General features: G+C 43.8%; 29 protein-coding genes and 1 pseudogene. 25 read left to right on the top strand and 5 right to left on the bottom strand.

What is annotated here, in order from left to right; genetic code table 11:
- Positions 1 to 63: 63 nt before the first annotated feature.
- The 11 genes from AC0L6V_RS18510 (at position 64) to madM (ending at position 7,455) form a co-directional block, all read left to right on the top strand.
- Positions 64 to 1,281, top strand: coding sequence for a malonate decarboxylase subunit alpha (locus AC0L6V_RS18510; protein ID WP_418138491.1), 1,218 nt, complete (start codon positions 64 to 66; stop codon positions 1,279 to 1,281).
- Between the two features lie 74 nt (positions 1,282 to 1,355).
- Positions 1,356 to 1,727, top strand: a complete 372-nt coding sequence (locus AC0L6V_RS18505; protein WP_418138490.1) for a malonate decarboxylase subunit alpha — start codon at positions 1,356 to 1,358, stop codon at positions 1,725 to 1,727.
- Positions 1,727 to 2,368: a triphosphoribosyl-dephospho-CoA synthase gene (locus AC0L6V_RS18500; RefSeq protein ID WP_265219827.1), complete on the top strand. Its 642-nt coding sequence runs from the start codon at positions 1,727 to 1,729 to the stop codon at positions 2,366 to 2,368. The genes AC0L6V_RS18505 and AC0L6V_RS18500 overlap by 1 nt, the downstream gene beginning before the upstream one ends.
- A 16-nt stretch (positions 2,369 to 2,384) precedes the next feature.
- On the top strand, positions 2,385 to 2,624 hold the full coding sequence (locus tag AC0L6V_RS18495) for a triphosphoribosyl-dephospho-CoA synthase (RefSeq protein ID WP_473482036.1): 240 nt from the start codon (positions 2,385 to 2,387) through the stop codon (positions 2,622 to 2,624).
- A 13-nt stretch (positions 2,625 to 2,637) separates the two neighbouring features.
- Positions 2,638 to 2,952 carry a malonate decarboxylase acyl carrier protein gene (locus AC0L6V_RS18490; protein WP_265219825.1) on the top strand — a complete coding sequence of 105 codons (315 nt, stop codon included), beginning with the start codon at positions 2,638 to 2,640 and terminating at the stop codon, positions 2,950 to 2,952.
- Complete coding sequence (locus AC0L6V_RS18485) at positions 2,945 to 3,799, top strand: biotin-independent malonate decarboxylase subunit beta (RefSeq protein WP_265219824.1); 855 nt, start codon at positions 2,945 to 2,947, stop codon at positions 3,797 to 3,799. The genes AC0L6V_RS18490 and AC0L6V_RS18485 overlap by 8 nt, the downstream gene beginning before the upstream one ends.
- A complete protein-coding gene (gene mdcE / locus AC0L6V_RS18480) occupies positions 3,796 to 4,641 on the top strand; it encodes a biotin-independent malonate decarboxylase subunit gamma (protein WP_265219823.1) in 846 nt (281 codons plus the stop codon). Before AC0L6V_RS18485 ends, mdcE begins: the two co-directional genes overlap by 4 nt.
- Positions 4,638 to 5,273 carry a malonate decarboxylase holo-ACP synthase gene (locus AC0L6V_RS18475; protein WP_265219822.1) on the top strand — a complete coding sequence of 212 codons (636 nt, stop codon included), beginning with the start codon at positions 4,638 to 4,640 and terminating at the stop codon, positions 5,271 to 5,273. Before mdcE ends, AC0L6V_RS18475 begins: the two co-directional genes overlap by 4 nt.
- Positions 5,270 to 6,172, top strand: a complete 903-nt coding sequence (locus AC0L6V_RS18470; protein WP_265219821.1) for an ACP S-malonyltransferase — start codon at positions 5,270 to 5,272, stop codon at positions 6,170 to 6,172. Before AC0L6V_RS18475 ends, AC0L6V_RS18470 begins: the two co-directional genes overlap by 4 nt.
- A gap of 104 nt (positions 6,173 to 6,276) precedes the next feature.
- Positions 6,277 to 6,678 (top strand): malonate transporter subunit MadL, encoded by a 402-nt coding sequence (gene madL / locus AC0L6V_RS18465; RefSeq protein ID WP_212917271.1) that lies wholly within the window; start codon positions 6,277 to 6,279, stop codon positions 6,676 to 6,678.
- A 9-nt stretch (positions 6,679 to 6,687) separates the two neighbouring features.
- Positions 6,688 to 7,455, top strand: a complete 768-nt coding sequence (gene madM, locus AC0L6V_RS18460; RefSeq protein ID WP_265219820.1) for a malonate transporter subunit MadM — start codon at positions 6,688 to 6,690, stop codon at positions 7,453 to 7,455.
- Between the two features lie 73 nt (positions 7,456 to 7,528).
- On the opposite strand, the gene AC0L6V_RS18455 is transcribed toward madM, so the two are convergent.
- Complete coding sequence (locus AC0L6V_RS18455; protein WP_265219819.1) at positions 7,529 to 8,605, bottom strand: alkene reductase; 1,077 nt, start codon at positions 8,603 to 8,605, stop codon at positions 7,529 to 7,531.
- Positions 8,606 to 8,835: 230 nt separating this feature from the next.
- Here AC0L6V_RS18455 and AC0L6V_RS18450 point away from each other — a divergent pair, with 230 nt between their 5' ends.
- From AC0L6V_RS18450 to AC0L6V_RS18430, 5 genes are all read left to right on the top strand, one after another.
- Positions 8,836 to 9,216, top strand: a complete 381-nt coding sequence (locus tag AC0L6V_RS18450; RefSeq protein ID WP_265219818.1) for a hypothetical protein — start codon at positions 8,836 to 8,838, stop codon at positions 9,214 to 9,216.
- Positions 9,217 to 9,238: 22 nt separating this feature from the next.
- Positions 9,239 to 9,454 carry a hypothetical protein gene (locus tag AC0L6V_RS18445; RefSeq protein WP_265220328.1) on the top strand — a complete coding sequence of 72 codons (216 nt, stop codon included), beginning with the start codon at positions 9,239 to 9,241 and terminating at the stop codon, positions 9,452 to 9,454.
- Positions 9,429 to 10,715 carry a glutathionylspermidine synthase family protein gene (locus AC0L6V_RS18440; protein WP_265219817.1) on the top strand — a complete coding sequence of 429 codons (1,287 nt, stop codon included), beginning with the start codon at positions 9,429 to 9,431 and terminating at the stop codon, positions 10,713 to 10,715. Before AC0L6V_RS18445 ends, AC0L6V_RS18440 begins: the two co-directional genes overlap by 26 nt.
- 203 nt (positions 10,716 to 10,918) lie before the next feature.
- Positions 10,919 to 11,560, top strand: a complete 642-nt coding sequence (locus AC0L6V_RS18435; protein WP_418138489.1) for a TetR/AcrR family transcriptional regulator — start codon at positions 10,919 to 10,921, stop codon at positions 11,558 to 11,560.
- 13 nt (positions 11,561 to 11,573) lie between these two features.
- Positions 11,574 to 13,823 carry a glycoside hydrolase family 3 C-terminal domain-containing protein gene (locus tag AC0L6V_RS18430; RefSeq protein WP_418138488.1) on the top strand — a complete coding sequence of 750 codons (2,250 nt, stop codon included), beginning with the start codon at positions 11,574 to 11,576 and terminating at the stop codon, positions 13,821 to 13,823.
- A 236-nt stretch (positions 13,824 to 14,059) separates the two neighbouring features.
- Here the strand turns inward: AC0L6V_RS18430 and AC0L6V_RS18425 are convergent, their stop codons facing one another.
- The gene (locus AC0L6V_RS18425; RefSeq protein WP_265219813.1) at positions 14,060 to 15,040 is read right to left on the bottom strand and encodes a carbohydrate porin; all 981 of its coding nucleotides are present in this window, start codon (positions 15,038 to 15,040) and stop codon (positions 14,060 to 14,062) included.
- A 462-nt stretch (positions 15,041 to 15,502) separates the two neighbouring features.
- On the opposite strand from AC0L6V_RS18425, the gene AC0L6V_RS18420 reads away from it, so the two are divergent.
- The 7 genes and pseudogenes from AC0L6V_RS18420 to AC0L6V_RS18390 all read left to right on the top strand — a co-directional run bounded on the left by AC0L6V_RS18420 (position 15,503) and on the right by AC0L6V_RS18390 (position 21,995).
- Positions 15,503 to 16,750, top strand: a complete 1,248-nt coding sequence (locus AC0L6V_RS18420; RefSeq protein WP_418138487.1) for a DEAD/DEAH box helicase — start codon at positions 15,503 to 15,505, stop codon at positions 16,748 to 16,750.
- Positions 16,751 to 16,844: 94 nt separating this feature from the next.
- Entirely contained in the window at positions 16,845 to 17,225 is a 381-nt protein-coding gene (locus AC0L6V_RS18415; protein WP_265219810.1) for a hypothetical protein, read from the top strand.
- Positions 17,182 to 18,471 carry a methyl-accepting chemotaxis protein gene (locus AC0L6V_RS18410; protein ID WP_265219809.1) on the top strand — a complete coding sequence of 430 codons (1,290 nt, stop codon included), beginning with the start codon at positions 17,182 to 17,184 and terminating at the stop codon, positions 18,469 to 18,471. Before AC0L6V_RS18415 ends, AC0L6V_RS18410 begins: the two co-directional genes overlap by 44 nt.
- Positions 18,472 to 18,626: 155 nt before the next feature.
- Positions 18,627 to 19,696, top strand: a pseudogene (locus AC0L6V_RS18405) (GGDEF domain-containing protein).
- A gap of 681 nt (positions 19,697 to 20,377) precedes the next feature.
- Positions 20,378 to 20,791 (top strand): hypothetical protein, encoded by a 414-nt coding sequence (locus AC0L6V_RS18400; protein WP_418138486.1) that lies wholly within the window; start codon positions 20,378 to 20,380, stop codon positions 20,789 to 20,791.
- Positions 20,792 to 20,817: 26 nt separating this feature from the next.
- A complete protein-coding gene (locus AC0L6V_RS18395) occupies positions 20,818 to 21,006 on the top strand; it encodes a hypothetical protein (RefSeq protein ID WP_418138485.1) in 189 nt (62 codons plus the stop codon).
- Positions 21,007 to 21,137: 131 nt separating this feature from the next.
- Positions 21,138 to 21,995 (top strand): PA4780 family RIO1-like protein kinase, encoded by an 858-nt coding sequence (locus tag AC0L6V_RS18390; protein WP_265219806.1) that lies wholly within the window; start codon positions 21,138 to 21,140, stop codon positions 21,993 to 21,995.
- A 26-nt stretch (positions 21,996 to 22,021) separates the two neighbouring features.
- Here the strand turns inward: AC0L6V_RS18390 and AC0L6V_RS18385 are convergent, their stop codons facing one another.
- Positions 22,022 to 22,582: a TetR/AcrR family transcriptional regulator gene (locus AC0L6V_RS18385; protein WP_265219805.1), complete on the bottom strand. Its 561-nt coding sequence runs from the start codon at positions 22,580 to 22,582 to the stop codon at positions 22,022 to 22,024.
- Positions 22,583 to 22,684: 102 nt separating this feature from the next.
- Between AC0L6V_RS18385 and AC0L6V_RS18380 the strand changes: the two genes are divergently transcribed.
- Both AC0L6V_RS18380 and AC0L6V_RS18375 read left to right on the top strand, forming a co-directional pair.
- On the top strand, positions 22,685 to 23,191 hold the full coding sequence (locus AC0L6V_RS18380; RefSeq protein ID WP_265219804.1) for an HPP family protein: 507 nt from the start codon (positions 22,685 to 22,687) through the stop codon (positions 23,189 to 23,191).
- 211 nt (positions 23,192 to 23,402) lie between these two features.
- Positions 23,403 to 24,080 (top strand): 7-cyano-7-deazaguanine/7-aminomethyl-7-deazaguanine transporter, encoded by a 678-nt coding sequence (locus AC0L6V_RS18375; RefSeq protein WP_265219803.1) that lies wholly within the window; start codon positions 23,403 to 23,405, stop codon positions 24,078 to 24,080.
- Positions 24,081 to 24,170: 90 nt separating this feature from the next.
- Here AC0L6V_RS18375 and AC0L6V_RS18370 read toward each other — a convergent pair whose 3' ends face one another.
- Together AC0L6V_RS18370 and AC0L6V_RS18365 are read right to left on the bottom strand one after the other, a co-directional pair.
- Positions 24,171 to 25,424 carry a serine hydrolase domain-containing protein gene (locus tag AC0L6V_RS18370; protein WP_265219802.1) on the bottom strand — a complete coding sequence of 418 codons (1,254 nt, stop codon included), beginning with the start codon at positions 25,422 to 25,424 and terminating at the stop codon, positions 24,171 to 24,173.
- A 149-nt stretch (positions 25,425 to 25,573) separates the two neighbouring features.
- Complete coding sequence (locus AC0L6V_RS18365; RefSeq protein WP_265219801.1) at positions 25,574 to 26,743, bottom strand: helix-turn-helix transcriptional regulator; 1,170 nt, start codon at positions 26,741 to 26,743, stop codon at positions 25,574 to 25,576.
- Between the last annotated feature and the right edge of the window lie 9 nt (positions 26,744 to 26,752).

Below are 26,752 nucleotides of genomic sequence, written 5' to 3'. Positions count from 1 at the left end.
CACATTGATTGATAGACAATGCCTTCCTTCATACTGTGAAAGAAAAAAACAGGATGAAGTGCGATGCAAACGAATACTGATTCTGGACATAATTGGTTCAGCCGACGTCAAAATAAAGAACGCCGTATGTCAGATCTTAGTCATCTAGTTGACGGGTCTATCATTCCAACAGAGAACATCGTTGCTGCCATGGAGCAGCTAATACAGCCTGGTGATAAAGTCGTACTAGAAGGCAATAACCAGAAACAAGCCGATTTCCTTTCTCGTTCATTAGCAAAAGTCTCCCCTGATAAAATCAACAACCTCCATATGATTATGCCTAGCATCAGTCGATCCGAACATTTGGATCTATTTGAAATGGGTATTGCTCGTAAACTGGATTTCTCTTTTTCTGGCCCACAAAGCTTACGCATTGGCCAACTAATGGAAGATGGCCTGTTAGAAGTTGGCGCGATACACACCTATATCGAGTTGTATGCTCGACTTTACGTAGATCTTAATCCAAATATTGCACTACTAGCGGGTTTTAAAGCAGACAGATTAGGCAATATTTATACAGGACCAAGTACCGAAGACACGCCCGCACTAGTTGAAGCGGCCGCATTTCGCGATGGTATTGTTATTTTCCAAGTTAATGAAATTGTCGACGATGTATCGGACTTGCCGCGAGTGGATATTCCGGCGTCTTGGGTCGATTACATTGTCTTAGCGGATCAACCTTTCTTCATCGAACCTTTGTTTACTCGTGATCCTCGCCTTATTACACCGCTGCAAGTTTTGATGGGCATGATGGCCATTAAAGGCATCTACGCGAAACACCAAGTGCAGTCTCTAAATCATGGCATTGGCTTTAATACCGCAGCCATTGAATTGCTCTTGCCGACCTATGGCGAATCATTAGGACTAAAAGGCAAAATTTGCCGCCATTGGACATTAAACCCTCATCCAACCTTGATTCCAGCGATTGAAACTGGCTGGGTTGAAAGCGTGCATTGTTTCGGCACCGAACTCGGCATGGAAGATTATATTGCCAATCGTCCGGATGTTTTCTTTACCGGTAAAGACGGCTCAATGCGTTCTAACCGTGCCTTTTGTCAGCTAGCAGGACAATACGCGGTTGATATGTTTATTGGCTCGACGTTACAAGTTGATGGCGATGGCAATTCTTCAACCGTCACTCGAGGTCGTTTGGCCGGCTTTGGCGGCGCGCCAAATATGGGTCATGACCCAGTGCGGAAGAAGACATTCATCACCCGCTTGGCTGGATATGAAGCCCGATGATTCCTTGTTAAGCAAAGGCCGCAAGCTTGTCGTCCAAATGGTAGAAACCTATCAAGACAGTAATAAGTCGACCTTTGTCGAAGAGCCTCGATGCTTTGGCCATGGCGCGCGATTACAAAATGCCATTGGCTCCGGTGATGATTTATGCCAGCGATGTAACTCACGTTCTGACCGAGGAAGGCATCGCTTATGTATACAAAGCCGAATCACTAGAACAACGCCGAGCCATGATCGCAGCGGTGGCTGGCGTTACGCCACTGGGACTCAGCCAAAACCCTGAAGTTACCGCTCAATTACGACGGGATGGCTTGGTTGCTTACCCAGAAGATTTAGGCATTCGAAGAAGCGATGCTAGCCGAGACTTGTTGGCGGCTTCAAGTATTTCAGACCTTGAAACTTGGTCGAATGGTCTCTATAAGCCACCTGCTAAATTCCGGAGCTGGTAATGACTATATTACTAAAATTAGTGATGACCATCTTATTGAAAGATGAACTGTCTCTGGACGCGACCAAGGTAAGACGTCTTGATGCCAAGAGCCTTGCGCGACTTGCTTCTCAAGCGTTGAAGCAAGAAGCAATGTTGAGTCCGAAGCCAGCCCTCGTGGATTCACGAGGCTCTGGTGCCCACACTGATATGGATGTGGGTTTGTTAATAAAATCGGCTCACTGCCTTGAACCTTACTTTTGCAAGATGGCTGAAGCTGCCACCTTGCACCCAATAGGTTCTGAGCTGCGTCGTAATATTGGCGCCCTTGGTCGTGATGCGGAACTGGCGATGCGCAAAGCGACAAACGGCGTTAATACTCATAAAGGTGCAATCTGGGCATTAGGGTTATTAGTCGCCGCGGCGACTAAAGCTAACACGCTTGATGAATTATTTAATGACGCTGCGCGTTTAGCAAACTTACCTGACGAAGGACTTAAAGCCGTGTACCTAAGTAACGGCTTACAAGTTCGCCATCAATATGGCTTATCAGGTGCGAAGGAAGAAGCGCAACAAGGCTTTCCTCATATCCAAGAACTCGGTCTTCCTATGTTATTCATCAGCCGAGGCTCGAGGCGACTCAGAGTCCGACGCTCAGCTTAACGCATTACTCGCCATTATGACGCGACTTTCAGACACCTGTGTTGCGTCACGGGCAGGACTTGAAGGGATAAACACTATGCAGCAAGGCGCTAATGCCGTGCTTGATGCGGGTGGGACAGGCACATTATTAGGTCGTCAGTTGCTTAACAAATTAGAGCAAGACCTATTGCGATTAAATGCCTCTCCTGGTGGTGCTGCCGATTTGTTGGCTGCGACCCTGTTTATAGACAGCCTGACTCACCAGACCAACCACTAATTTAGGAGTTTTTATGGATACGTTTCATATTGTTCGCCCTGCTCGTAAAGCCCCCATTAATCAAACCTTAGTGGGTTATGTTGGGTCAGGTGATTTAGAAGTCATGATTGATAACAGCGATCGTCCTCAAGCTGACATCTATATCCACTCTTCTAGCTCGGCGGGGGAGCAACGATGGCTCGCTCTTATCGAACGCATTGAAGCCAATCAGCCTTTACCAATGATGCGCATGGACATCCATGATTTTTCTGCAACACCGGGTGTGATTCGTTTACGTTTAGAACAAGCATTAGAGCAAGCCTTAACCAAGGAGGCATCTTATGAGTAACCCTCAAGACTCGAGATTAAACACTAATTTTGTTGAACAAGGTGCGAGAAAACGCATTGAGTACATATTGGACTCAGGTTCAATGCGAGAACTGGTTACACCATTCGACCGAGTTATTTCGCCTTGGTTAGAAGTACAAGGCATTGTGCCTCAGTTTGATGATGGCGTAGTGGTTGCTCGTGGTGCAATTGATGGCAAGTCTGTGATTGCTATCGCGATTGATGGCAGCTTTCAGGGTGGCAGTTTGGGTGAAGTAGCTGGGGCAAAAATAGCGGGCGTTCTTGAATTGGCCGTTGAAGCGAACCAAGCAGGAGAATCCATTGCCGCTGTATTAATGTTTGAAACCGGTGGTGTTCGTCTACAAGAAGCCAATTTAGGTTTGGCCGCGATTGCCGAGATTCAATCGGCCATTGTGGCGTTACGAAAACTACAACCTGTTGTGGCCTTGATTACGGGTCCCGTTGGTTGTTTTGGTGGCATGTCTATTACCGCAGGTCTGTGCAGCTATTTATTAATGACTCGTGAAGGTCGCCTTGGATTAAACGGCCCACAAGTTATTGAGCAAGAAGCTGGCGTGGGTGAATATGACTCTCGTGATCGCCCTTTTATCTGGGGTTTAACCGGAGGCGAGCAACGTTATACAACTGGTTTAGTTGACGACTTTTTTAGCTCAGATGTCATAGACGTTCGTCACAAAGTACAAGAGTACTTACGCAAAGGTGTACCAGATACTTTCCGCAGCGAAGCGATTCAGTCCTCTTTAAACAGACTAAAAAATGTAGATACGCAGCATCAAATTACCTCTGAAGCAGCACGTGAGATTTTCGCTAAGGGAGCATCATTATGAGCACTGAAGCAATCAAGACAGATACCGTAAAAACACACCGTGGTCGTGTTTGGTTTGATCTATTAGCAGACAATATGATGGTGCATGAAGGTGCCGTTCCCTCGGTGATGATTGCCAATGGCAACTTAGCGGAACGCCCATGCTCACTGATATTGGTTCAACCCGATAAAAATAACCTCTACCCAAGAGCCATTAATGGCGAGGTAGGACTTTTGGAAGGTTGGGCACTGGCGGATGCAATCCATAACATTGTTTCTAAAGACGCTGGAAGCGAACAAAAGTCAGCCATTATCGCCATTGTCGATGTACCTAGTCAGGCTTATGGACGAAGAGAAGAGGCACTTGGTATTCACCAAGCTCTCGCGGCGGCAGTGTCTGCTTATGCGCAAGCCAGACAAGCAGGCCATCCTGTTATTGCGCTACTCGTCGGCAAAGCCATGTCGGGGGCATTTTTGGCCCATGGCTATCAGGCCAATACGATTCTTGCCCTAAATGACGATGGCGTCATGGTGCATGCAATGGGTAAAGCCGCTGCAGCTCGAATTACCATGCGCTCTGAAGAGGAATTAGATCAACTAGCCAAAGCCATACCGCCAATGGCTTACGACCTTAAAAGCTTTGCAACGCTTGGGCTGATTGAACAATTTATTGATGTTAGCAGTGCCGACGCGCCTTCCTCTAAAGATATTGAGCTTGTGCAAACCCTATTAGCCGATGCGGTAGACAACCTTAAGGGTGACACGCAAATAACAAAGCGTTTACAAGGTGAGAATAGAGGTGCATCACGTCGAGTTCGTGAACTGCTTCGCTCGCAATGGAAAAAGGCTGAGCCAAGTTTATGATGTGGCTAGCGCACGATTTACTCTGGCTTGACCGCTTTTTGCTTGTTGCTGGTGCTGAAAAACCAGACCTACCTGATTGGGTAACAAGTGGAAATGGCCCAGTTGTCGTGCGCCGAGAGCGGGTTTCGATAGCAGGGCTTGTCGCAGTAGGTGTTCGCGGTGCTAACAAAAATGAGCGTTGTGCCGCTTATGCTCCTCTATCTGCGGTGCAATCGAGCTTAACGCCTTATGAAATAACAAGGGCACAAGCTTGGTTAGATCATCCAGATCGCTTCAAAGCGCCCGTTTTACAAGCATTGGAAACAGTCGCCCAAGTGCTCGACGGTCATAATTTAGAGTGGGGGATTACCGGAAGCCTTGGTTACGAGCTTGCAACTGGTGATAAGCAAATTCATGCAAAAAGTGATCTGGACTTAGTCATCAAGGCACCGAAGCCATTAAGCAAACCCTTTGCACGGGAGTTATTGAAAGAGCTTGGTGAATTACCATGTCGCTTAGACATTCAAATCGAAACAATGACCGGAGCAATGGCATTATCAGAATGGGCTGGAAAAAGTTCGACAGTGCTTATTAAGACGGAAAAAGGCCCATTTTTGGTCGCTAATCCTTGGGAAGGAGGTATGCAATTATGACTCAAGTATTTACCTTTCCAGGACAGGGGGCGCAGCGTGTTCATATGTTACAAAACTTACCAGATCATCCTGATGTAACCCTTATAAAACAACAGGCTAAGGATATCTTAGGCGTAAAACTAGACGCACTAGATTCAAAAGAAGCGCTTACTGATACAGTGAATGTGCAGCTTGCCCTATTAATTTGCGGAGTAGCATGGGGACGATATTTACAAAACATAGGAATAAAACCTGACTACGTTTTAGGTCTTTCTATCGGCGCTTACCCTGCAGCAGTGGTAGCGGGAAGTCTAGATTTTGACGATGCATTACGATTAGTAAAAGCTCGCGCCGATTCAATGAAGTCAGCTTATCCAACTGGCTATGGCATGCTGGCAATAACCGGAGCTGAGTTTAAACATGTGCAAGCCGCCGTTAACTCACTCCAGGAAAAGGGCGAAAACGTTTATCTGGCCAATCTTAATGGTGAATATCAGTTCGTTCTGGCTGGAGAAAAGAGAGTTTTAAAAATCGCTGCTGAGCAAGTTAGAAGTACGGGGGTTGGAGCCAGTGTTTTTTTAGATGTCACCGTACCCTCTCATTGCCCTTTATTAAGAGAGCAATCGGAAAAGCTTCTGGCCATGTTTCAGTCCATCACTTTAAAGACTCCAAACAGCCTATATGTCAGTGCTGCAAAAGCTCGAGTCTTACATAAGCCAGATGAGATAAAAAAAGATCTAGCTTTGAATATGTCGCATCAGCTGCATTGGCATGACAGCTGCCAAATGCTTAAAGAGAAAGGCGTAAATAGAGTTCTAGAAATGCCTCCAGGCAGCACTCTTACAGGTCTGTTCCGTAAGATTTTAAGCACTGGCGAATGTTACAACATTGAAAATTTAAATCTTAAGACTCTTTTATAACCACACCAAAATATTGCAGCAAATAAAAGGAGGTGAACGCCACCCAAGAAACCAGTGAACAGCATTTTCGTCCAAAAACAAAAACGATAAGAGTGGAGAGAAACATGATCATTTATGGTGTCGCGTTATTATCAATATGTACATTGGTAGGAATTAGTATAGGACAGATTTTAGGTAACTTAATGGGTCTTCCTGCGAATGTTGGTGGTGTAGGTATTGCCATGATTTTACTGATTATCACTGGCAGCTACCTCAATAAAAAAGGCTTTATCGATGCTAAAACAGAACAAGGCGTTGAGTTCTGGAGCGCAATATATATTCCCGTTGTTGTCGCTATGGCTGCAACACAAAACGTTCATGGTGCCTTAAGCGGCGGCCCAATGGCAATCCTTGCCGGTGTTATGGCGGTTGTTGTCGCATTTGCTTTGGTACCTGTTATTGATCGTATGGGAAACAGCGACAATACAGAATCGGCTCATTCCACTAAATCAACTAATAACCTATAAGGTGACTGTATGTTCGAATCTTTACTTTTAGTTAGCACGAAATACAGCTTAATCACTGGATTTGCCGTTATAGGTTTTACTATGTGGGTCTCGTATTGGCTTTCAGCTAAATTGACTCAAGGACGCATCCATGGATCGGCTATTGCCATTCTTCTGGGTTTAACAATGGCGTATTTTGGTGGCCTGTTTACTGGCGGCAATAAAGGCGTCGTGAACGTTCCTTTATTATCTGGTATCGGCTTACTAGGTGGCTCAATGTTGCGCGATTTCGCCATTGTCGCAACAGGCTTTGGTGTCAAAATTGATGAATTAAAACGCGCAGGAATGGCCGGTGTTAACGCCCTTATCGTCGGTATTCTTTCTTCTTTTATCGTTGGAGCTATCGTAGCTGTGATGTTTGGCTATACCGACGCCGTTAGCATAACCACCATTGGAGCAGGTGCAATTACTTATATTGTTGGACCGGTTACTGGTGCTGCAATTGGTGCTAGCTCAGAGGTGATTGCACTATCTATTGCTGCTGGTTTGGTGAAGTCCATACTCGTTATGGTAATGACCCCCTTTGTCGCACCACTGATTCGTCTTAATAACCCGAGAACCGCCATTATATTTGGTGGTCTGATGGGAACATCAAGTGGTGTTGCAGCAGGGCTTGCGGCGACTGATGCCAAGCTTGTCCCATATGGCTGTATTACTGCAGCCTTCTATACAGCTCTTGGTTGTCTTTTAGGACCTTCTATTTTATTTATCGCTGTAAGAACAATAATTCCTGGCTAGTTCAGTCGCCAAAAAGTAAAAAGCCAAGGCATTTTCTGCCTTGGCTTTTTACTTAGATACTTTCTTTTGTACATTACGCCGTCATGAACGGATAATCCGTATACCCTTCTGCGCCAGAGGTATAGAAGGTATTTGGATTTGGTTCATTCAAAGCAGCGCCTGCCTTGACTCGCTCTACAAAATCTGGATTCGCTAAAATCCCCTTGCCAAAGGCAACACTGTCAGCCTGACCGTCTGCAAGCACTTGATTAGCTTCTTCTGGTGTGTATCCCATATTCACCATTAAATGGCCTTGGTAGGTTTCACGAGCCACTGCGACCACATCAGCTTGTTGAATACCAAAGAAATCAGCACGCATTAGGTGCAAATACGCCAAATTAAAACGGTTTAAATGCTCGCACAAGAAACGAGTCCACTCCACAGGATCACTTTCTGTCATACTTTGAAAACTATTAAGCGGAGACAGACGCAGACCAACACGATCACTGCCTAAGACGTCTGTTACCGCCTCAATCACTTCCGTTAAAAAACGAGCACGGTTTTCCAATGAGCCACCGTATTCATCGGTGCGCTGGTTAGAGCTTTCACGTAAGAACTGATCAATTAAGTAACCATTGGCACCGTGAATCTCCACACCATCAAAGCCGGCTTCTTTGGCATTGATCGCCGCTTGACGGAAATCACCTACAATGTCTTTGATTTCAGCAACGGTTAATGCACGAGGAACTGTGTATGGTTTTTTACCTTCTGGTGTATGAGTTTCACCATCAATCGCTATCGCGCTTGCCGACACCGCTTCTTTGCCGTCATTCAATAATGGATGCGCCGCACGGCCAGCATGCCAAATTTGCATGAAGATACGACCGCCAGCTTTATGAACCGCATCTGTGGTTAACTTCCAACCTTCAATCTGCTCGGCAGAATACACACCAGGGTCATCGCCAAACGCCGATGTGCCTTCAGTAACCATGGTACATTCTGTAATCAACAACCCCGTGCTGGCGCGTTGAGCATAATACTCTGCCATCAAGGCATTTGGCTGATGACCCGGTGCACGTGTGCGAGTCAAAGGTGCCATAATAAAACGATTAGGTAACTCTAGGTTTCCCACTTTTACTGAGCTAAACAGATTTTTTACAGTGCTTGTCATTATGAACTCCAAAATAAGTTTCGGTCTTGATACCAAAGATAAACACTACATATGGCAGTTATTTTAAAATACAATCGCGTGCACTTTCTTTACTGAATATAGTACAAAAAATACTCTTTTTAAGACCTTGCAGGTCCTCTGTCGACGGTCTATATTGCCAGCACTGGGCGATGTATTTATCGTCTTTCTTTTTTCATATCCAACACTTATGTGTAAGGCAATTCACCGCAATGACATCTGATTCCAGCAGGCCAGTCGCTCCTTTTGGCACCTTACTAGGTATCGCTCCTGGGAATGTGCCAGTGTATTCATCTGATTATGATTCAGCCGATGATAACGAGTTACCCAATCGCCATGCCTACCGCAGTTATGTGGACGGTATTTTTATGGGATACAAATGGCAGTGTGTGGAGTTTGCTCGGCGCTGGTTGTATCTAAACAAAGGCTACATCTTTGATGACGTCGCCATGGCTTATGATATTTTTCGCCTTACCTCGGCACGTTTAATCGCCGATGAAAGCCGCTTACCATTGAAATCATTTCGTAATGGTTCATTACGTCACCCTGAAGTGGGGCTCTCTGCTTATTTGGAGCGAAGGCGGCGAATTTGAAATCACAGGCCATGTGGCGATTGTGACCAAAGTCTTACCAGACCGCTTATACTTGGTCGAACAAAACGTCGGCCACCAAGTTTGGCCAGAAGGCCAAGATTACTCCCGCGTGTTAGATGCCAGAATCAGTAAAGATGGCGGTTATTGGCTACGCTGCTCTTATGGTGACGCTTCCATTTTAGGCTGGGTAATCCAAACCGATGACGACCTGCATGCCGAAAATATTGAAGCTCGATGATCCGGCTTTATTTAATTTACAAATACGTCATGTACCCAACAAAGGCCAGGCTTCCCGTGCTTGGTTAAATATCGCCAATCCTGCAGAAGAAGCCTTTGTCGATATGATGGGCGGTCACAAACTCGCCAGCCGACCGGAAGACGACTATAAGTATATGGTCATCACCGAAACCGCTGAGCGTGAACTCAAACGCGCCACCAACGAATTACACGCCTTGTTTATGCACGCCACAGATTATGTGCTGCAAAACGAAGATCTATTATCCAGCTTTAATATTCCATCTGCTTTATGGCCTAAAATTCATCAGTCTTGGGACAACCGTCGTAACCAGATGATCACTGGGCGGTTTGATTTTAGCCTCTCAGCAAAGGGCATTAAGGTTTACGAATACAACTGTGACTCTGCTTCTTGTTATATGGAGGCTGGCATTATTCAAGAAAAGTGGGCCGAACACTATGGTGCAACGGAAGGCGAAGGTTCGGCAACTGAATTGGTCGACGAACTTATTGAAGCGTGGAGCAACAGTGCTGTCAAAGGCGTGATTCACATCATGCAAGACACGGATCTTGAAGAGAATTACCACGCACTGTTTATGAAACGCACCATGGAAAAAGCCGGACTGAACTGCAAAGTTATTAAAGGCGTCAGCAGTTTACGATGGGATCAAGATGGTGACGTAGTAGACGCGGATGGCATCAAAATTCGTTGGGTATGGAAAACCTGGGCATGGGAAACCGCGCTCGATCAAATCCGTGCCGAATGCGATGATGATGAACAGCGTCTACGCGACTATCAAACGGATATGCCGCGCAGCGAAGCACCGCGTTTAGTCGATGTATTATTGCGTAAGGACGTGATGGTTTATGAGCCACTTTGGACACTTATTCCCAGCAATAAGGCGATTTTACCCGTTTTATGGATGCTTTTTCCCGATCACCCGTATTTATTAGAATCGTCCTTTGAATTGAGTGATGCACTAAAAACTAACGGTTACGTGAGTAAGCCTATCGCTGGGCGCTGCGGTTTTAACATCAGTCTCTATGACGGCAAAGACGCCTTGATGGAAGAAACCGCTGGGCGTTTTTCTCATCAAGATCAAATCTTTCAAGCCCTGTGGAAACTCCCAGACATTGAAGGCTATCGCTCACAAGTGTGTACTTTCTCAGTAGCAGGACATTACGCTGGCAGTTGTTTGCGCGTTGATCCTAGCTTGGTCATTACTAAAGACAGTGATTTGATGACCCTACGCGTCATTGAATAACCTCTAAAATTATTGCTTTATAAACCTATCACAGCCTTTGCCTCTAGCCAGCAGGCAAAGGCTTTTTTGTTCTAAACCCTCTTATACTCATTCGATTTTCTGAGCTTGAACGCTATTTCATCAATTTTTTATTGACTACACATCCATCAGCTCTTAGATTATTAAAAAAATATAACACGTGTAACATTATTATGATTGCTAGAATGGTTCACCAAACCGAAGCCACTCGGGACAAAATCATCAGCATCGCCGAAGCACTTTTTATTGAAAATGGCTTTGCTGATACGCAAATGAAAGACATTGCCACAGCCACTGGCATGAGCCGTAACACCTTATATCGCTATTACCAAGATAAATACGATTTGGGCTTCGCCATACTTGTAGTGGTGCTGACTCGTAAGATCGATGTTTATGAAGGCATTATAGAAAAAATCAAAGCTCGCCATTATTCCAACATTCGCGAGGGTCTTGGCGTGTTAATGCAAGCCTATTCGGATCATCAATATGAAGACGATGATCGTTTTATTGCCGAATTTGATGGCTACTATGCTGGATCACGTATACCAACCGAATTCCGTGAAAAACTGACACAATTATTACCAGAAACGGTCAGCCAATCCCTCTCTGACATTGTTGCCTTAGGACAAGCCGAAGGCTGTATTCGAACCGATATTCCAGCCGCTTATTTAGCGGTAACGCTATTTAATGCCGTCCCCACTTTTTTCCGCCGCATGTTGCTGCGCAAAGATGCCTTAATGGAAATTGAACAAGATGCCATTCCGCAACTCACCCTGGTGTTAATTCAATTACTACTCGATGGTATGAAGCCGTCACCACAAACTTAAAAAGGATGCAATGATGAGTAATACAAAAATAAAACAACTCTTAACCGAACTCACCCTAGAAGAAAAAGCCATGCTCTGTACCGGCAAGGATTTTTGGAACCTCCACGGTATTGAGCGCTTAGACTTACCCTCCATCATGGTAACGGACGGGCCTCATGGCTTACGAAAACAAGCTGGCGAAGGCGATCATGTCGGCCTAAACGCCGCAGTCAAAGCTACCTGCTTTCCAACTGCATCAGGACTGGCGGCCTCTTGGAATACCAAGCTGATTGAAGAAATGGGCAAAGCTTTAGGCAAAGAATGCCGTACTGAAGATGTGTCGGTCTTGCTCGGTCCTGGCACTAACATTAAACGTAACCCATTGGGTGGTCGTAACTTCGAATATTTCTCCGAAGACCCATTGCTTGCTGGTGACATGTCTGCCGCCTGGATCAAAGGCGTACAAAGCCAAGGCGTAGGTACCAGTTTAAAACATTTCGCGGTCAACAATCACGAGCACTGTCGCATGACCGTCGATGCCATCGTCGATCAAAGAACCTTGCGTGAAATCTATCTCCCCGCTTTTGAGAGAGCGGTTCAACAAACCCAACCTTGGACTGTGATGTGTTCCTACAACAAGGTTAATGGCACATACGCGGCAGAACACAAACAATTGCTTGATGACATTTTGGTCAAAGAATGGGGCTTTGAAGGCATTATCGTCACCGATTGGGGCGCAAATAACGACCGTGTAGAAGGGGTGAAAAACGGTCAACACTTAGAAATGCCAAGCTCTGGCGACATGAACACGAAAAAGATTATCGCCGCTGTCGAGAACGGCCAGCTAACAATGGCAGAGTTAGATAAATCCGTCGCTCGCGTATTAGAACTGATTCTGAAATCACAAGTGTCGTTAGAAAGCAATAAAGTTACAGCAGACCTAACCGCTCACCACGAACTGGCTGCCCGGATCGCAGAAGAAACCTGCGTGCTATTAAAGAATGACGGTTTATTGCCTGTTGCCGTAGGAAAAAAGGTTGCGGTCATTGGCGCATTAGCCAACAACACTCGTTACCAAGGTGCTGGCAGCTCCAAGATTAATCCATTTAAATTAGAACAGCCTCTAGATGAAATCAAAAAGCAATTTGGTCCTGATAACGTCACTTACACGGCGGGTTATCACCTAAATGATGCTGAAGATAGCGCTGAAATTACCAAGGCGGTTGAGCTAGCAAAGCAAGCCGATGTGGTCTTTTTATTTGCAGGCCTGACACCAAAATACGAATCCGAAGGCTTCGATCGCCAGCATTTGAATCTGCCACAAGTGCAACTAGATCTGATTGCGGCACTTGGCGAACAACTTAGTAAAACAGTGGTCGTTTTACAAAATGGCGCACCAGTCGTGCTTCCGTTTGTAGAAAAAGTTCCCGCCGTTTTGGAAGCTTATCTAGGCGGGCAAGCTGGCGCATCTGCGGTTGCTAAAGTACTGTCTGGTGAAGTAAACCCAAGCGGAAAATTAGCCGAAACCTTCCCGGCAAATTTAGAGGATGTGCCAAGCCAGCCGTATTTCCCTGGTACTACCAAGCAAGTTCAATACCGTGAAGCTATTTGGGTTGGCTATCGCTATTTCGATACCACCAATACGAAAACGCTTTTTCCGTTTGGTCATGGCTTATCCTACACCAATTTCACTTACTATCATTTAACCTTACTAAGTGGCGATAAATCGCCCTTTGATGAAAGCGCTTCCATCAAGCTACAAATCACTATTACCAATACAGGAAACAGAGCAGGTGCCGAAGTAGTACAGTGCTATGTGGGTCAAAAATCCCCTTCTCAACCTCGACCAGCTAAAGAATTAAAAGCATTCGAGAAGGTTTTCTTGGAGCCTGGTGAAAGCAAAGAAGTCGTATTTGAACTGGACTATCGCGCTTTCGCTTATTGGCATAAAAATAAAGCCACTTGGGTTGCAGAAAGCGGTGAATATCAGATTCATATTGGTTCTTCCGTTGAAGATATTCGAGACACTGCGTCTATTGCCCTAGATACAGGAATCACAGCAGAGCAACCAAATTCCGCTTTGGCCACGTACTTTACTCCAGCTAAACGCGACTTTAATGATGCGGCTTTTAGCGCTCTATTAGGTTACGACATTCCAACACCAACACCCATCACACCTTACACAGTAAATTCAACCTTGGGCGACATCGCTAATGAACCACTGGGCAAGCCACTTTTCGACAGCATGCTGTCAGTGTTTACAAAAATGATGGGGGAGACCTAAATGATTCTGCAGCAGAAGCAGATAAATTGATGGCTGAATCCATGGTGGCGGATATGCCTTTGCGAAACTTACCCATATTCAACAGCCAACAATATTCTGAAATAGAAATATTACAGCTGCTTACGGCATTGAATAACAAAGAGTGATGGATGGAAAATAGCCCCCAGCACGAGGGAAGAGCAATATCATCAGAAAAGGGAGTAACCAACGATATTGCTCTTATCTTTAACTACACGTTAGAAACCGTAGTTAAAACGAACTCGTGCTGCGGTAGTTTTATCATTATCACCAGCGGCTACATCATCCGCCGTTGAATAAGAGCCTGCGAAAGTCACTGTCGCATTTTCAATGTCTAACACTGGTACAGTGTAAGCAATATAAGTGGTCACTAGAGATGGATCCGTTGCGCCATCATCAACACTAGACGCAATCACACCCAAACCAAAGTTTCCGTACACCATGTTGGCAACAAATGAAGAGATTTTCTTATCTGTGTTATCGTCTTTGCTGAACGCAGCAGCAAGGTTAACGTTTGCCGCAGCCACATCAAAGTTCGCTGTCACACCATAACCAGATAGATCAACATTAGTACCACCAACTTGGTCGTACTTAACACTTTCAAAACCCGCACTGATAGTTGCGGCATCCGTAACAAATGTGACAGAAGGACGCACACCAGAAATCGCAGTGGTGTCATCACCATTACCAACTACTGAAGAATCACCAGAATCGCCATCACCGTAAATAGTATCCACTTCAAATTTTACCATTTCACTGGCTTTATAATGGAACGCAATCTGGCCGCCGCCGTCACCTACGCGACCACGTACTTTATTGGCCTGATAAACATAATCATCACTAACATGAACAATCAAAGTATCTTTCGCTAACGGAAATAAGTTAATCGCTTCAAAACGGCCAAGTTGGAAGTCCCATGTGCCATTACCTAGTTGGATAAAGGCATCATCAACCGTTGCCTCTCCATCAGTATTCAATAGCACAGTACCTTTACCAGCAAAAAAGTTATCGCCAGACGTATGCTTGCTGTAAGCGTTTAGTTCAACTCGACCATTCTGGTCATAGGTTGTATCACCTGTCGCTTTATCGACAGCGTCGGTATTTAACTCGAAGTTGGCATCAAAGACAGGAGCCGCTTGAACAGCACTTACAGATAGGATGCTGCTAACAATAGCAGTAGCTAGAATAGTTTTTTTCATGATTTCAGACCTAATTGTATGTTGTTTTTATAATAAATAGACTTCAACAAAAACGTGTGTTTTCACTATTAATAATACATTTCAGTAACTTTATTACAACAATCAGACAAAGATAATTATTCTTATTTTTTACTTAATTTTTTAAAGCTGAAAAATTAACCAGTAAATATCTGATATATATAGAAATTAATTTATATGAAAATATTTACAATTTGAGATATCTTAATGAATAAGCAAAAAATGAAGAAGAAATGATACTTTATGTTTTTTTGTTACTTAGTTATGAAATTTTAAAACATCCACACATCATCAGCACCATGCCAACCTGAGCACAGATACAGAGTTCAACAAGTCTGAGCCACCAAAAGCCTCTGCTTTTTGTTGCCAATGCCACTAACTAGACAATAACAAAGTGCTACACTAGCGCTCTTTATTTACACCTTTAATATTAGCGAGACAGCCATGAGCTTTGCGTCTTTAGGACTTCATCAAGACATTTTAAATCAGGTCAACGAGCTGGGTTATACCACACCAACCCCGATTCAATGTGCCGCTATTCCGGTCGTTTTAATGGGCAAAGATGTCATGGCTGGCGCACAAACGGGTACTGGAAAAACAGCCGCTTTTGCTTTGCCTCTTCTGCATCGCATTCAACACAATAAAAGTACAAATCAAGCCCAATGCATCCAAGTTCTGGTGTTGACACCTACCCGCGAACTAGCGCAGCAAGTTCACGCTAGTTTTGTCAAATACGGTCAAAATTTATCCATCCGTTCGGTTGTTGCTTACGGTGGTGCAAGCCTCAACGTACAGGTAGATGCCTTGCAGCAAGGTTGCGATGTACTAGTTGCGACACCAGGACGCTTACTTGAATTGATTATGAAAAAACTGATTAATGTCAGTGCATTACAAACATTGGTTTTAGATGAAGCAGACAGAATGTTGGACATGGGCTTTATCATCGATATCCAAAGGATATTAAAAAATTTGCCACAGACACGACAGACACTGTTCTTTTCCGCAACCTTTAATGACGACATCTTTGCTCTCAGTAAAACCTTATTAAAAGAGCCACAGCTGATCGAAGTCGATAGCCGTAATACCACGGCAACACAAGTAGAACAACGTATCTATGCCGTTGATAAAAAGCGAAAAAGCGCCCTGCTGTCTTTTCTTATCGGTTCTAAAAATTGGCAGCAGGTACTCATTTTTACCCGCACTAAACAGGGCGCGGATGAACTTGCCAACGAAATGCAAAAGGACGGTATTGCGACTCAGTCCTTTCATGGAGACAAATCTCAAGGCGCTAGAGAACGTGTATTAGCCGACTTTAAAGCAGGCAAGGTGAGAGCTCTTATCGCAACCGACGTTGCAGCAAGAGGCATAGACATAGATCAATTACAGTATGTGATCAATCATGAGCCTCCTTATAACGCTGAAGATTATATTCACCGTATAGGACGTACAGGGCGTGCTGGCACAACGGGCCTAGCGATTTCTTTGGTCAGCGAAGCGGAACGCTATTTACTAGCGGATATTGAAAAACTAGTGGGTGAAAATTTTGTACCGCAATGGTTACCAGGTTTTGAACCCGACTTGACCAAAACAATAGACGCACCTAAAAAGCGCCAACCATCAAAAAAAGAATTAAGGGCCAAGGCGTTAGGACTGACCTCTTCTAAAAATAAAAAGCCCAAAAGAAAACATTAGACAGAAATGAATTCACTCTTATAATCTGGCTATCTCATGCTCAAATAGACGTGGATAAAAACCATTTACAACGCTCGCTTTGAAAGGAAATCAAATGTTCACCACGATTAAATCTCGTCTATTATCCACAGTCCTTTTGCTCAGCGCCTTAGCCAGTGTTAGCTACACTTTCCATCTTTATGATGTGCGAAAAACCGATCTGTATGACCAAATAGACAGTAATCTTGTATTTGCAGCACAAGTTGCCAGACAATTAATTGACGACAACGTATATGATGATGCATTCAACGGAAATTTTTCCAAAGCTGAGTCAGATGCTCTGCAATTAAAAGCCTACAACATACTGCAATCATCAGACATAAAATACATGTACACCATGATTAAACCGTCTGATAAAGTGCTCTTTGTACTCGACACGCCAGAGCAAGAAGATGTCGAAAAAAACATTCCGCTCTCCTCTAGCGACTTACGATGAACCAAGTGATAAGTTAGTCAACGCTTTCTCAAAAAACAATGCCACGCCTATTTTTGATGAATATACCGATGAATGGGGTACCTTCCGGTCAGTATTCATCCCCTACACAACCCGCTCAGGTAAAACATTTGTGGTGGGTGTAGATACTCCTATTTCTACTATTCAAACAGAACTAAACGCCACGTTATTGGTTTCCAGTATTATTGGATTAATTATATTTTTACTCTCTTCGATTATTATCTTCTGGCTGATCTCTCGCATACTCAAACCATTGGCAGAAGCGCAGGCATTAATGCGCACTATAGCAACAACACGCAACCTTACACTACGCACGAAAACCAGCCCAGATGAGATCGGACTACTTTTACAAGACTTCAATCATCTCATTACCGAATTCCAATCAACCCTATCTATATCGACACAGTCGGCAATCGAAAACTCTGCCGTGTCTTCTCAACTACAAGGCAGCAGTAAAGAAATCCGTGTCGCCGCACAAAAAATCGCCCATGCCGTTGATGAAGTTCGCCTACATGCCACATCTACTTGCGATCTACTTGCTTCTTCCGATGAAGAGCTAACCTTAACCGTGGAAGACACTCAAAAAGCAAGCCGCTCTCTTGAAAAAGGACAACATGCTTTTAGTAAGGTAACAGACATTATCAATAGTACAGCAGAATCCCAATCAAGACTTTCTGACGAGTTGAACACGCTTTCACGCAAAGCTGAGGATGTGAATAATATTCTTTCCGCTATTAGCGGCATAGCAGATCAAACCAATCTATTAGCATTAAATGCCGCGATTGAAGCCGCCCGGGCGGGCGAAGAAGGTCGAGGCTTTGCTGTCGTCGCCGATGAAGTTCGACAACTTGCAATTCGAACACAAAGTAGCCTGAATGAAACCAGTACCGCCATTGCTAACATTGTTTCAGCAATAAGCAATGTCGCAGAGAAAATGAAAGACAGTGAAGGCCAATTCAAGCAATTGCTTTCTGAGTCATCTCAAGCAATGCAAAGCATTACAGACAGCTCAACCACCATGTTGGATACACGTCATAAAGTACAGCACACCTCTGGCAACGTGGCTAAAGTACTCATGGATATTCGTCAAGTACTATCACTCGTATCCAATGTTGAAAATCAAGCCGCCCACAATAGGAACAGCACAGAAGAAATTGCAGACGCCGCTGATAGGCTGCAAGTATCGACTGTGTCGCTAAAAAATGAATTAAATCGATTTATTGCCTAGTCAATTTTCTTGGTTCTAACACAAAAAAGCCTCAGGGGCTCACCGGCGGCTTTCATCTCTTTATACTAGATAATCTTACTTTACCGATCCAATTGCTCACAACTGGATAAAAGCCTTATATACTAGCCCTATGTTTTATTCTCGGCGCTCAAACCATGCAGTCTTTGTACGATAACCACAACAAGCATTTAAACGCATCCTCAGTATCGCCTAGGTTATTCCGTCACTTACTTATCATTGCTATGGTTGGTTTTAGTACAATTTGGGCAATTGATGTGTCAAGTGGACTCATTTCATCGTTTGATGCACGAGCATATCCCATTTGTCTTATCGCATTTGCTCTTATGTATGCATTGAGCATCATCACCAAACTTAACCATCAATGCCTGCATTTCATGACGTATTTTATCGTGGCAGGATACTTAACCAGCTCGAGTATGTGGCACCATGCCGCCCCAAATGGCCAGTTCTCAAATGCAGCCCAATGGTTAGGACTAAACTATGTCATTGCCTACCTTTTTCTAGAAGTTAAAAAGGCCGCACCGACTACCATCATCGTCTTTACTGTCACTATCATTGGTCATTTTGCGGTTCTCATACAACAACAGTCGTTTAGTGACACTCTGGGAGTCGTACTTAATATCGCCATAGCTCACCTTATCTACATTTTTCTGTTATGGACTGTCATTCGACTGAGGATTAAAACAGACAAAGCCGCAGCTCGGGCCGATATGCTTGAAAACTACGCTTATGTAGACTTGCTCACACGTATTCTCAACCGTAGAGGACTCGAGAAGGTATTCTCTGAGCTACGTTTAGACACTGAGGAGCAGAAACAAAACTACGCCATACTGATCATCGACATCGACTATTTTAAGCAAGTCAATGACACCTACGGCCACGTAATTGGTGACAAAGTACTTAGTCACATCGCCGCCAAGCTGAGTCGCGTCATTCATCCTAATGATTTACTAGGCCGGTGGGGGGTGAGGAATTCCTTGTTTTGACATTAAACCGAACCCCTCAGCAAGTCATGACCTTGGCCGAAAATGTAAGAGCGGGAGTAAGCCACCTTATTATTGATGACATAACCGGTATTACCGTCAGCATTGGTATTGCCTATTCAAATGAGGCCCATTCCAATCACGATGTCTTCAAAATCGCCGATAAACGCCTCTATGCGGCCAAACAAGCAGGTCGAAATATCATCCGTGCAAATGACTAACAAAAACCATTCTATATTGTCGTAAGCAAAGGCATATCACCCATGTTATTTCGAATTTGACTCAATCATCTCGCGCTTTGTGCGCCGATCCACCCCCAACTTCACTGATTTCACGCTCATCACACGTCACAACCGACTTTCATTTCGCCATATCACCAAGCTTCCTTTGCTCTACCTCGTCCTACCAAAGCTGATCCCTATCCCTTTCTATGCATCCTCTTTGCTCAACACTTTTTTGTCCATCCCATTAACATCCAGCCGTTAGAAGATGAATAAAAAATAAACAAATCAACTGTAAAATTATTGTAAGGTTACACAAATCCACGTACTATTTACGAAACATACTACACAGTAATAATCAATATATTCGAATGCTCTAATAACAAAAAAGGAATGAATAAATATGATTAAAGGCGATACTGAATTTCTGGAAGCAAGATCGGAAAGAGAATGCGCTTTTTACACTGATTATTTACTAAGTAATATTCGAAGTGCCTCGCTGAAAAACTTACGGGGGAATACACATGCCGAACGCGTCAAAAAGCTCAATGAAGAGCTAGACAATTTAGTACAAAGAAATCGAGCGCCTAAAAATTTCGCCACGCAAATGCGCTCCGCCTTCAGAGCAACCCAACTTCCCTCAAGTTACTTTCGTTGGATTGATAAAAAAGACGAACGATTATGCAATTGGATTTGGTGTTACTTAAAAAGCTACACAAAAAGAGAGAGGCCAACCAAGAGCAGGGAGCGATTCAAAAAAACACATATTTATTACTGTCAGAGAAAGCCTTTTCAACAGAAAGAGATAACGTCTCGGACAGACTAGTCGATATTTTAAATGCCTTTTACGATGGCGAAGCGGATGCCCAGCAACAGCAAGATTTACTCGAAGACTTAAAAGCCAAATGGCAGGATATTCGTTTCAACGAAACCATCATTCAGTGGCTTGAAGACAACAATCCAACTCAATGGGCTTGGGCATGGTCCTACCTACAAAACATCACTCAAAGACCTTTAGAACAAGCCTGGATTCCCACCTCTAATACAGAAAAAAAGCCGCGGTTATTGCTACTATCGATTTATCTGATAACGTAGACCGTAAAGCACTCGTCATTGATAAAATGAAGAAGGCATGGAGTCAGAAAAAATTCCGTGAAAAATCGAGTGGCAAAAAACCCTACAGCATCAGCATGACGCTTAATACCAAACAAAAGCTCAATGCCTTAGCTGAAGAAAAAAACATGAAAATCAATGAAATGATTGAGTATTTGGTGAGGAATGAATATAAAAAACGCGATTCTGACGAATAACCTGGTTCACTTTAGAGTGGAAAAACTGTCACTATGTCTGTGATAGGGCTATTTTTAACTGAGTATTGGCAAGCACCACAGTCATTCTCTGGTTGTTTCATTTATCATCAAATCACTGTATAACGAGCCGCATGAAAATCCCAAAAAGAATACAACCCCTCATCGAAGATGGTTTAGTAGACGAAGTTCTTCGACAATTAATGAGCGGAAAAGAAGCCACCGTCTACGTCGTTCGCTGTGGATCAGAGATCCGTTGCGCGAAAGTCTATAAAGAAGCGAGTAAACGCAGCTTCAAACAAGCGGTGCAATATAGAGAAGGCAGAAAGGTTCGCAATAGCCGCCGCTCTCGTGCAATGGAAAAAGGCTCTAAGTTTGGCCGCGACGAGCAAGAAAGTCTTTGGCAAAGTGCTGAAGTCGATGCCTTGTTTCGTTTGGCTGATGCGGGGGTTCGCGTACCCGTGCCTTATGGCTGTTTTGACGGCGTATTATTAATGGAGCTTGTAACCGATGACAGCGGTGAAGTAGCGCCGCGCCTCAATGATGTCGTACTGACAGAAGAACAAGCTAGGCGAGACCATGACACCATTATTCGCGATATCGTACGTATGCTATGTGCGGGCTTAGTACACGGAGATTTGTCAGAGTTCAATGTGCTTGTCGATTCCCATGGCCCTGTTATTATCGACCTTCCTCAAGCCATTGATGCAGCCGCCAATAACAATGCCGAGTGGATGTTAGAGCGTGACGTTAACAATATGCGAAATTATTACGGCATATACGCACCTGACTTGCTGGAAACAAAATACGCCAAAGAAATTTGGGCATTGTTCGAAGCTGGCAAGCTAACGCCTGATACAGAACTTACTGGCGAGTTCGAAGAGCCTACTGAGGCCGCCGATGTTGACTCTGTATTACAAGAAATTAAAGACGCTTTTGAAGAAGAACAAGATCGATTGGCGCGTATTAACAGCAGCAATGATGACGATTAAATCTCAGCGCATTTAAGATACAGTTTTCACTTTTCGCTTAAAAGAGCAACAGCCATGGCTTTTGCTCTTTTGGCGGCGTCTAAGTCGCCCGCAACATAAGCTTGAGAAATAGCCCCTTCCTTTAAGACACTGATGCTCTGTGCTAACTCAGCCGATGACAGCTGAGCGCTATGACCAACAAGGTTTGCCTGTATAAACGCGGTTATATTGTGTTTATGGCGCTGACATAAGCCATTCACCATATGATCTGAAAACTCGCCATTCGCTTTCATGAAAAAACAGCCTTTAAAAGGTAATAACACCTCAACCCTGTCATGAAACCAGTCATCAAGCGCATCAAATAGCGCTAACACTGCCATTTTTCCCTCTCCAGCGGCCATCATTCTTGAGGTGAGCCAATCCATAAAAACCTGATCTCGATACATTAATACCGCTTCAAGTAAGGCGTCTTTGCTCGCAAAGTGATGATATAGGGTTTTCTTCGCCACTCCAGTTTCTTGCAGAATGCGATTTATACCAACAGCATGAATGCCATGTTCATAAAAAAGCTTAAACGCGGCGTGTATCAATGAATCTGGCTTAGTCATCTTACTCCCCCTGTGATAAAAGAATATTGACATAAGTAAACCGATCTGTCTACCATTATGGAGACAAGTCGGTCTACTCATATTATTTCAAGGACTCTTATTATGTTATTGCGTTTATGTCGCTCTTTTCATCAATCCCGTTTTTTCATTATTAGTCTCGCAGGTGTTGGTGCTGCTTTGTGTATCTTCATGCTTGCTCAGGGTGAAAAGATTGCTCCAGCCTATCTTGGTATCATGGCGCCTTTTGGCGCGACTATGGTGATTTTATTTGCTTTGCCTAAAAGCCCTTTGGCACAGCCAAAAAATATCCTTGGTGGTCACTTACTAACCAGCCTCATTGGTTTACTAACCTTGCATTTTTGGGAGGTGACACCGCTCAGTATGGCCGTCAGTGTTGGCGTAGGTGTTTCTTTGATGATGCTAACAAATACCCTGCATCCACCAGCTGGCGCGAATCCTATCCTAATAGCGTCGCTTAATGTGTCTTGGGGATTTCTCTTTACCCCCGTGCTATCAGGTTGTTTGTTAATTATTGTCTTCGGCTGGCTCTACCACAATTGGATTTCACGTGTTGGTTATTCGATCTCTGTAAAGTCTTTCAGCAAATAACAAGGTCAAATATCAATGTGCGTTTCTGGTACACTGCACCACTTTTTTTCACCATTGACGCTTTTTTAACCAAAGTTTTCATGTATAATCGCGCTCCGCATTTGACCACAAGGTCAAATGCGGCATTATCAAAAAGCCAAAAGTTCGTTTTACCAATCCGAGCTTTTTAATTTGGGTTCCCTCACCCCAATCAAACGAAAAAGGTCACAATATGAATACGTTTACGCCTGCACAGCAAGATAAAGCATTATGCTATCTTGCTCTATTTCACTTACTGATCATTGCCTCTAGCAATTATTTGGTCCAAATTCCCTTCACCATTTTAGGGTTTCATACCACTTGGGGCGCCTTTACCTTCCCTTTTATCTTTTTAGCCACCGACCTGACTGTGCGTATTTTTGGCGCACCTTTAGCACGTAAAATCATTTTCTTGGTGATGATTCCATCTCTGATTGTGTCTTATGTTTTATCCGTTTTATTTGCTCAAGGCGAGTTTCAAGGTTTTGCGGCATTAGGAACATACAACACTTTTGTTGGACGCATTGCGATTGCCAGTCTGATGGCGTATTTACTAGGTCAAGCACTGGATATTCAGGTGTTCAATCGACTCCGCCAACTCAAACAATGGTGGGTTGCACCAGCAGCTTCCACTCTATTCGGTAATGGCTTAGACACCTTGGCTTTCTTTGGCATTGCCTTCTATCAAAGCCCTGATCCTTTTATGGCGCAACATTGGCAAGCCATAGCACTGGCAGATTTCGGCTTTAAAATCATTATCAGCTTAGGGTTATTTATCCCCTTGTACGGCGTATTGTTGAATTATCTGATTAAAAAAATCACACACATTCAGCACACCACAACGCGATTAAATAAAGAAGCTCGCGCTTAAAAGCACGGCCCAAAAAGCAAAAAACGCGGATTAGGTCACTCCTATCCGCGTTCTTTTTATGCCAAAAATCCTATTTAGAGCGCACTGATATTATTTTTTAGGATTCCAAGCAGAGGCTGCACTGAAAAACGCCATGGTTTCTTGCTCCGCTATGTCCATTTCCGCTTGTGGAAAATAACTTAACTTAACAATCACAGTGCGAGTATCAGGGTCGACATAGATATACTGTCCTTGCAATCCTATTGCTGAATAGGCCGTGGTATTTGGTCGAGTCCACCATTGGTATCCGTAGCCGCCAAGCTTAGGATCTTCTTTCATAAATGGCTCTGTCGACATTTTCACCCACTCAGGTGAGATAATTTGCTTACCATTAATGCGACCATTATTCAGCATCATTGAACCCACTCGAGCAAAATCTCGCATAGTGGCGCTGTAGCCTGCACCAGTAAATTCGCGACCCACTCCAGGCTCACCATCCATAATAAAGAAACCATCTGCTTGTGCTCCTAATGGTTCCCATAAATGTTGCGCCATATAAGCAGACACATTACTACCGCCGCTAACTCGCTCCAATAACAAGCCTAATACCGCCGTATCAATGGTTTTATATTCCTGTACGGTGCCTGGTTCATGCAAACGCTCTATGGTTTTTGCAGGCTCAACAAAACGCGCCACGTTTTTTACTAAGGCTAAAATATGATTACGAGCCGCAATACCAGGGTTGGCAAAGTCATAACGCTCTTCATATTTTACGCCAGAACTCATAGACAACACTTGACGAATCGTCACGCCTTTATAGGCGCCTTTTGATAGTTCTGGAAGATAGAGAGTAATGTCTTCATCTAATGATTTAATACGACCTTCTTCAAGAGCAATCCCAACCAAAATCGACACCAACGATTTCGTCATAGACCACGCCATAAAACGTGTATCTTGATTGGTATTATTACGATAATTCTCATAAACAATCTTATCATCTTTCATAATCAGCAAGCCGTTAGTGAAAGTACGATCAAGAAATTGCTCAGGTTGATAACTTACACCTTCAAATTGATAAGAAAAATCAAGCAGATGATCGTCACGCATTAAAGGCGAAATGGCACCTGAACGGGCAACATGGCGAGTGGTAAACAATTGATCCATCGAGCGAAATGTTAAAGTATTCACACCGCCATCTAACATCGCCCAACGTAAATTTTGTATCGCAATAGGTACATGCGATTCTGGCCCCACCGCCGCCACCAGCGGATCAACAACCGAGCCGGCATGAACAATAACGGGCAAAACAGCAAGTGATAATAAACCGGTATTCATTAGTCGACGGAATGTTTTTATTTTAGTCATTATATTTCCTCTAATGTCTTTTAAATATTCTGAACAATATATGACAACACCTTAAAACGGCTTTAATAGGTTAAAAAGTGTCTACATGATCCAGATAATGAGCCTCGACATTAGACGAAGTCATATCCCAAATAGGATACAAAACATAACTAACTTGGGGATGAGTTAATAGATAACGCAGTCTTAGCCAGGCACGTACGAGCAGAAATGGATGCCCATAATACTCTAACAAGCTCTTGTTGGCGCGTGATGTCCATCTTTGAAAAAATACTTTTCAATTGAATGCGTACAGTGCCGATAGACACACCTTTTTCTAGGGAGTACTCCTCTAAAGACAAACCATTCGCAAGCGCAATAGCTAAACGAGACTCCGCTGGCGTCAAACCATACAGCGGACCAATTTCCCCCTCTAATGGGGCAAAATCTTGATGACTCTCAGACAAAAATACTCCGATAACTGTTTCTAATGGTAAGTCCCTGCCATTAGGGCGAACATTCACGTTCGTCACTAGTAATTGCAGTGGATTTAAGCGGTATTGCCCAACCGTTGCGATTAATCGCTGAGGGGGGTCTTCTTGAAAGGATGCTTTAGCAAATAGAGTATTAAACACTTGTTGGTCAGTAGAATGCATAAAGGTCAGCTGCCCATTGATTAATCGAATATGCTCAGAACGCTGAAGCAATTCCTTTGCACATTGGTTACTCCAATACACTCTACCATTGGGGGTAAGTAGCATCATGCCTAGATTGATGTGATTCGCCACTTGGTTAATATGAGCATTTTGCAAAGATAATCGATTAAACTTCTCACTCAACGCAACACTTTGCTGAATATGTGGCGCTAAGTGCTGAAAACACTCATCAAAAAATCGGCTAAAGCCTCGTTTGTCACCATATTTACGGTGGGCAATAAGCGCAATATATTGGTTATTAGGGGATTTTATTTCAAGAGATATGGCATGACCTAAACGTGCTTGCTTCAAGCTTTCATAAAAACGCTCAATCGTCGGTGACGGCAAAGAAAAAATCTCCTCGTCCCTAATAATCGTTAAACTATCCGTTGTCTCGATGTACATTCGAGGGTTATCCGCATTGTTCACCCATTTATCATGTAACGCTGCATTCGCTAACGAAAATGAATCCCTCATTACCCAGTTTTGTACCAAATCTCCAGTATTAGACCGATCAAACACTTGCACAACGACACTGCTGACATCCAGGTCATCACGCAATTGATCTAACACCTTGACCCATTGCGTAGGATGATCCACGCAGCGATAAAGTTCGGGTAAGAGTTTATTGACATAATAAGAAGACATGCGACCCCC

It is taken from the genome of Marinomonas sp. G8-14, assembly GCF_055808935.1.
Note: the sequence above shows the minus strand (reverse complement) of the source record. Positions and strands in the feature narration are given on the sequence as shown.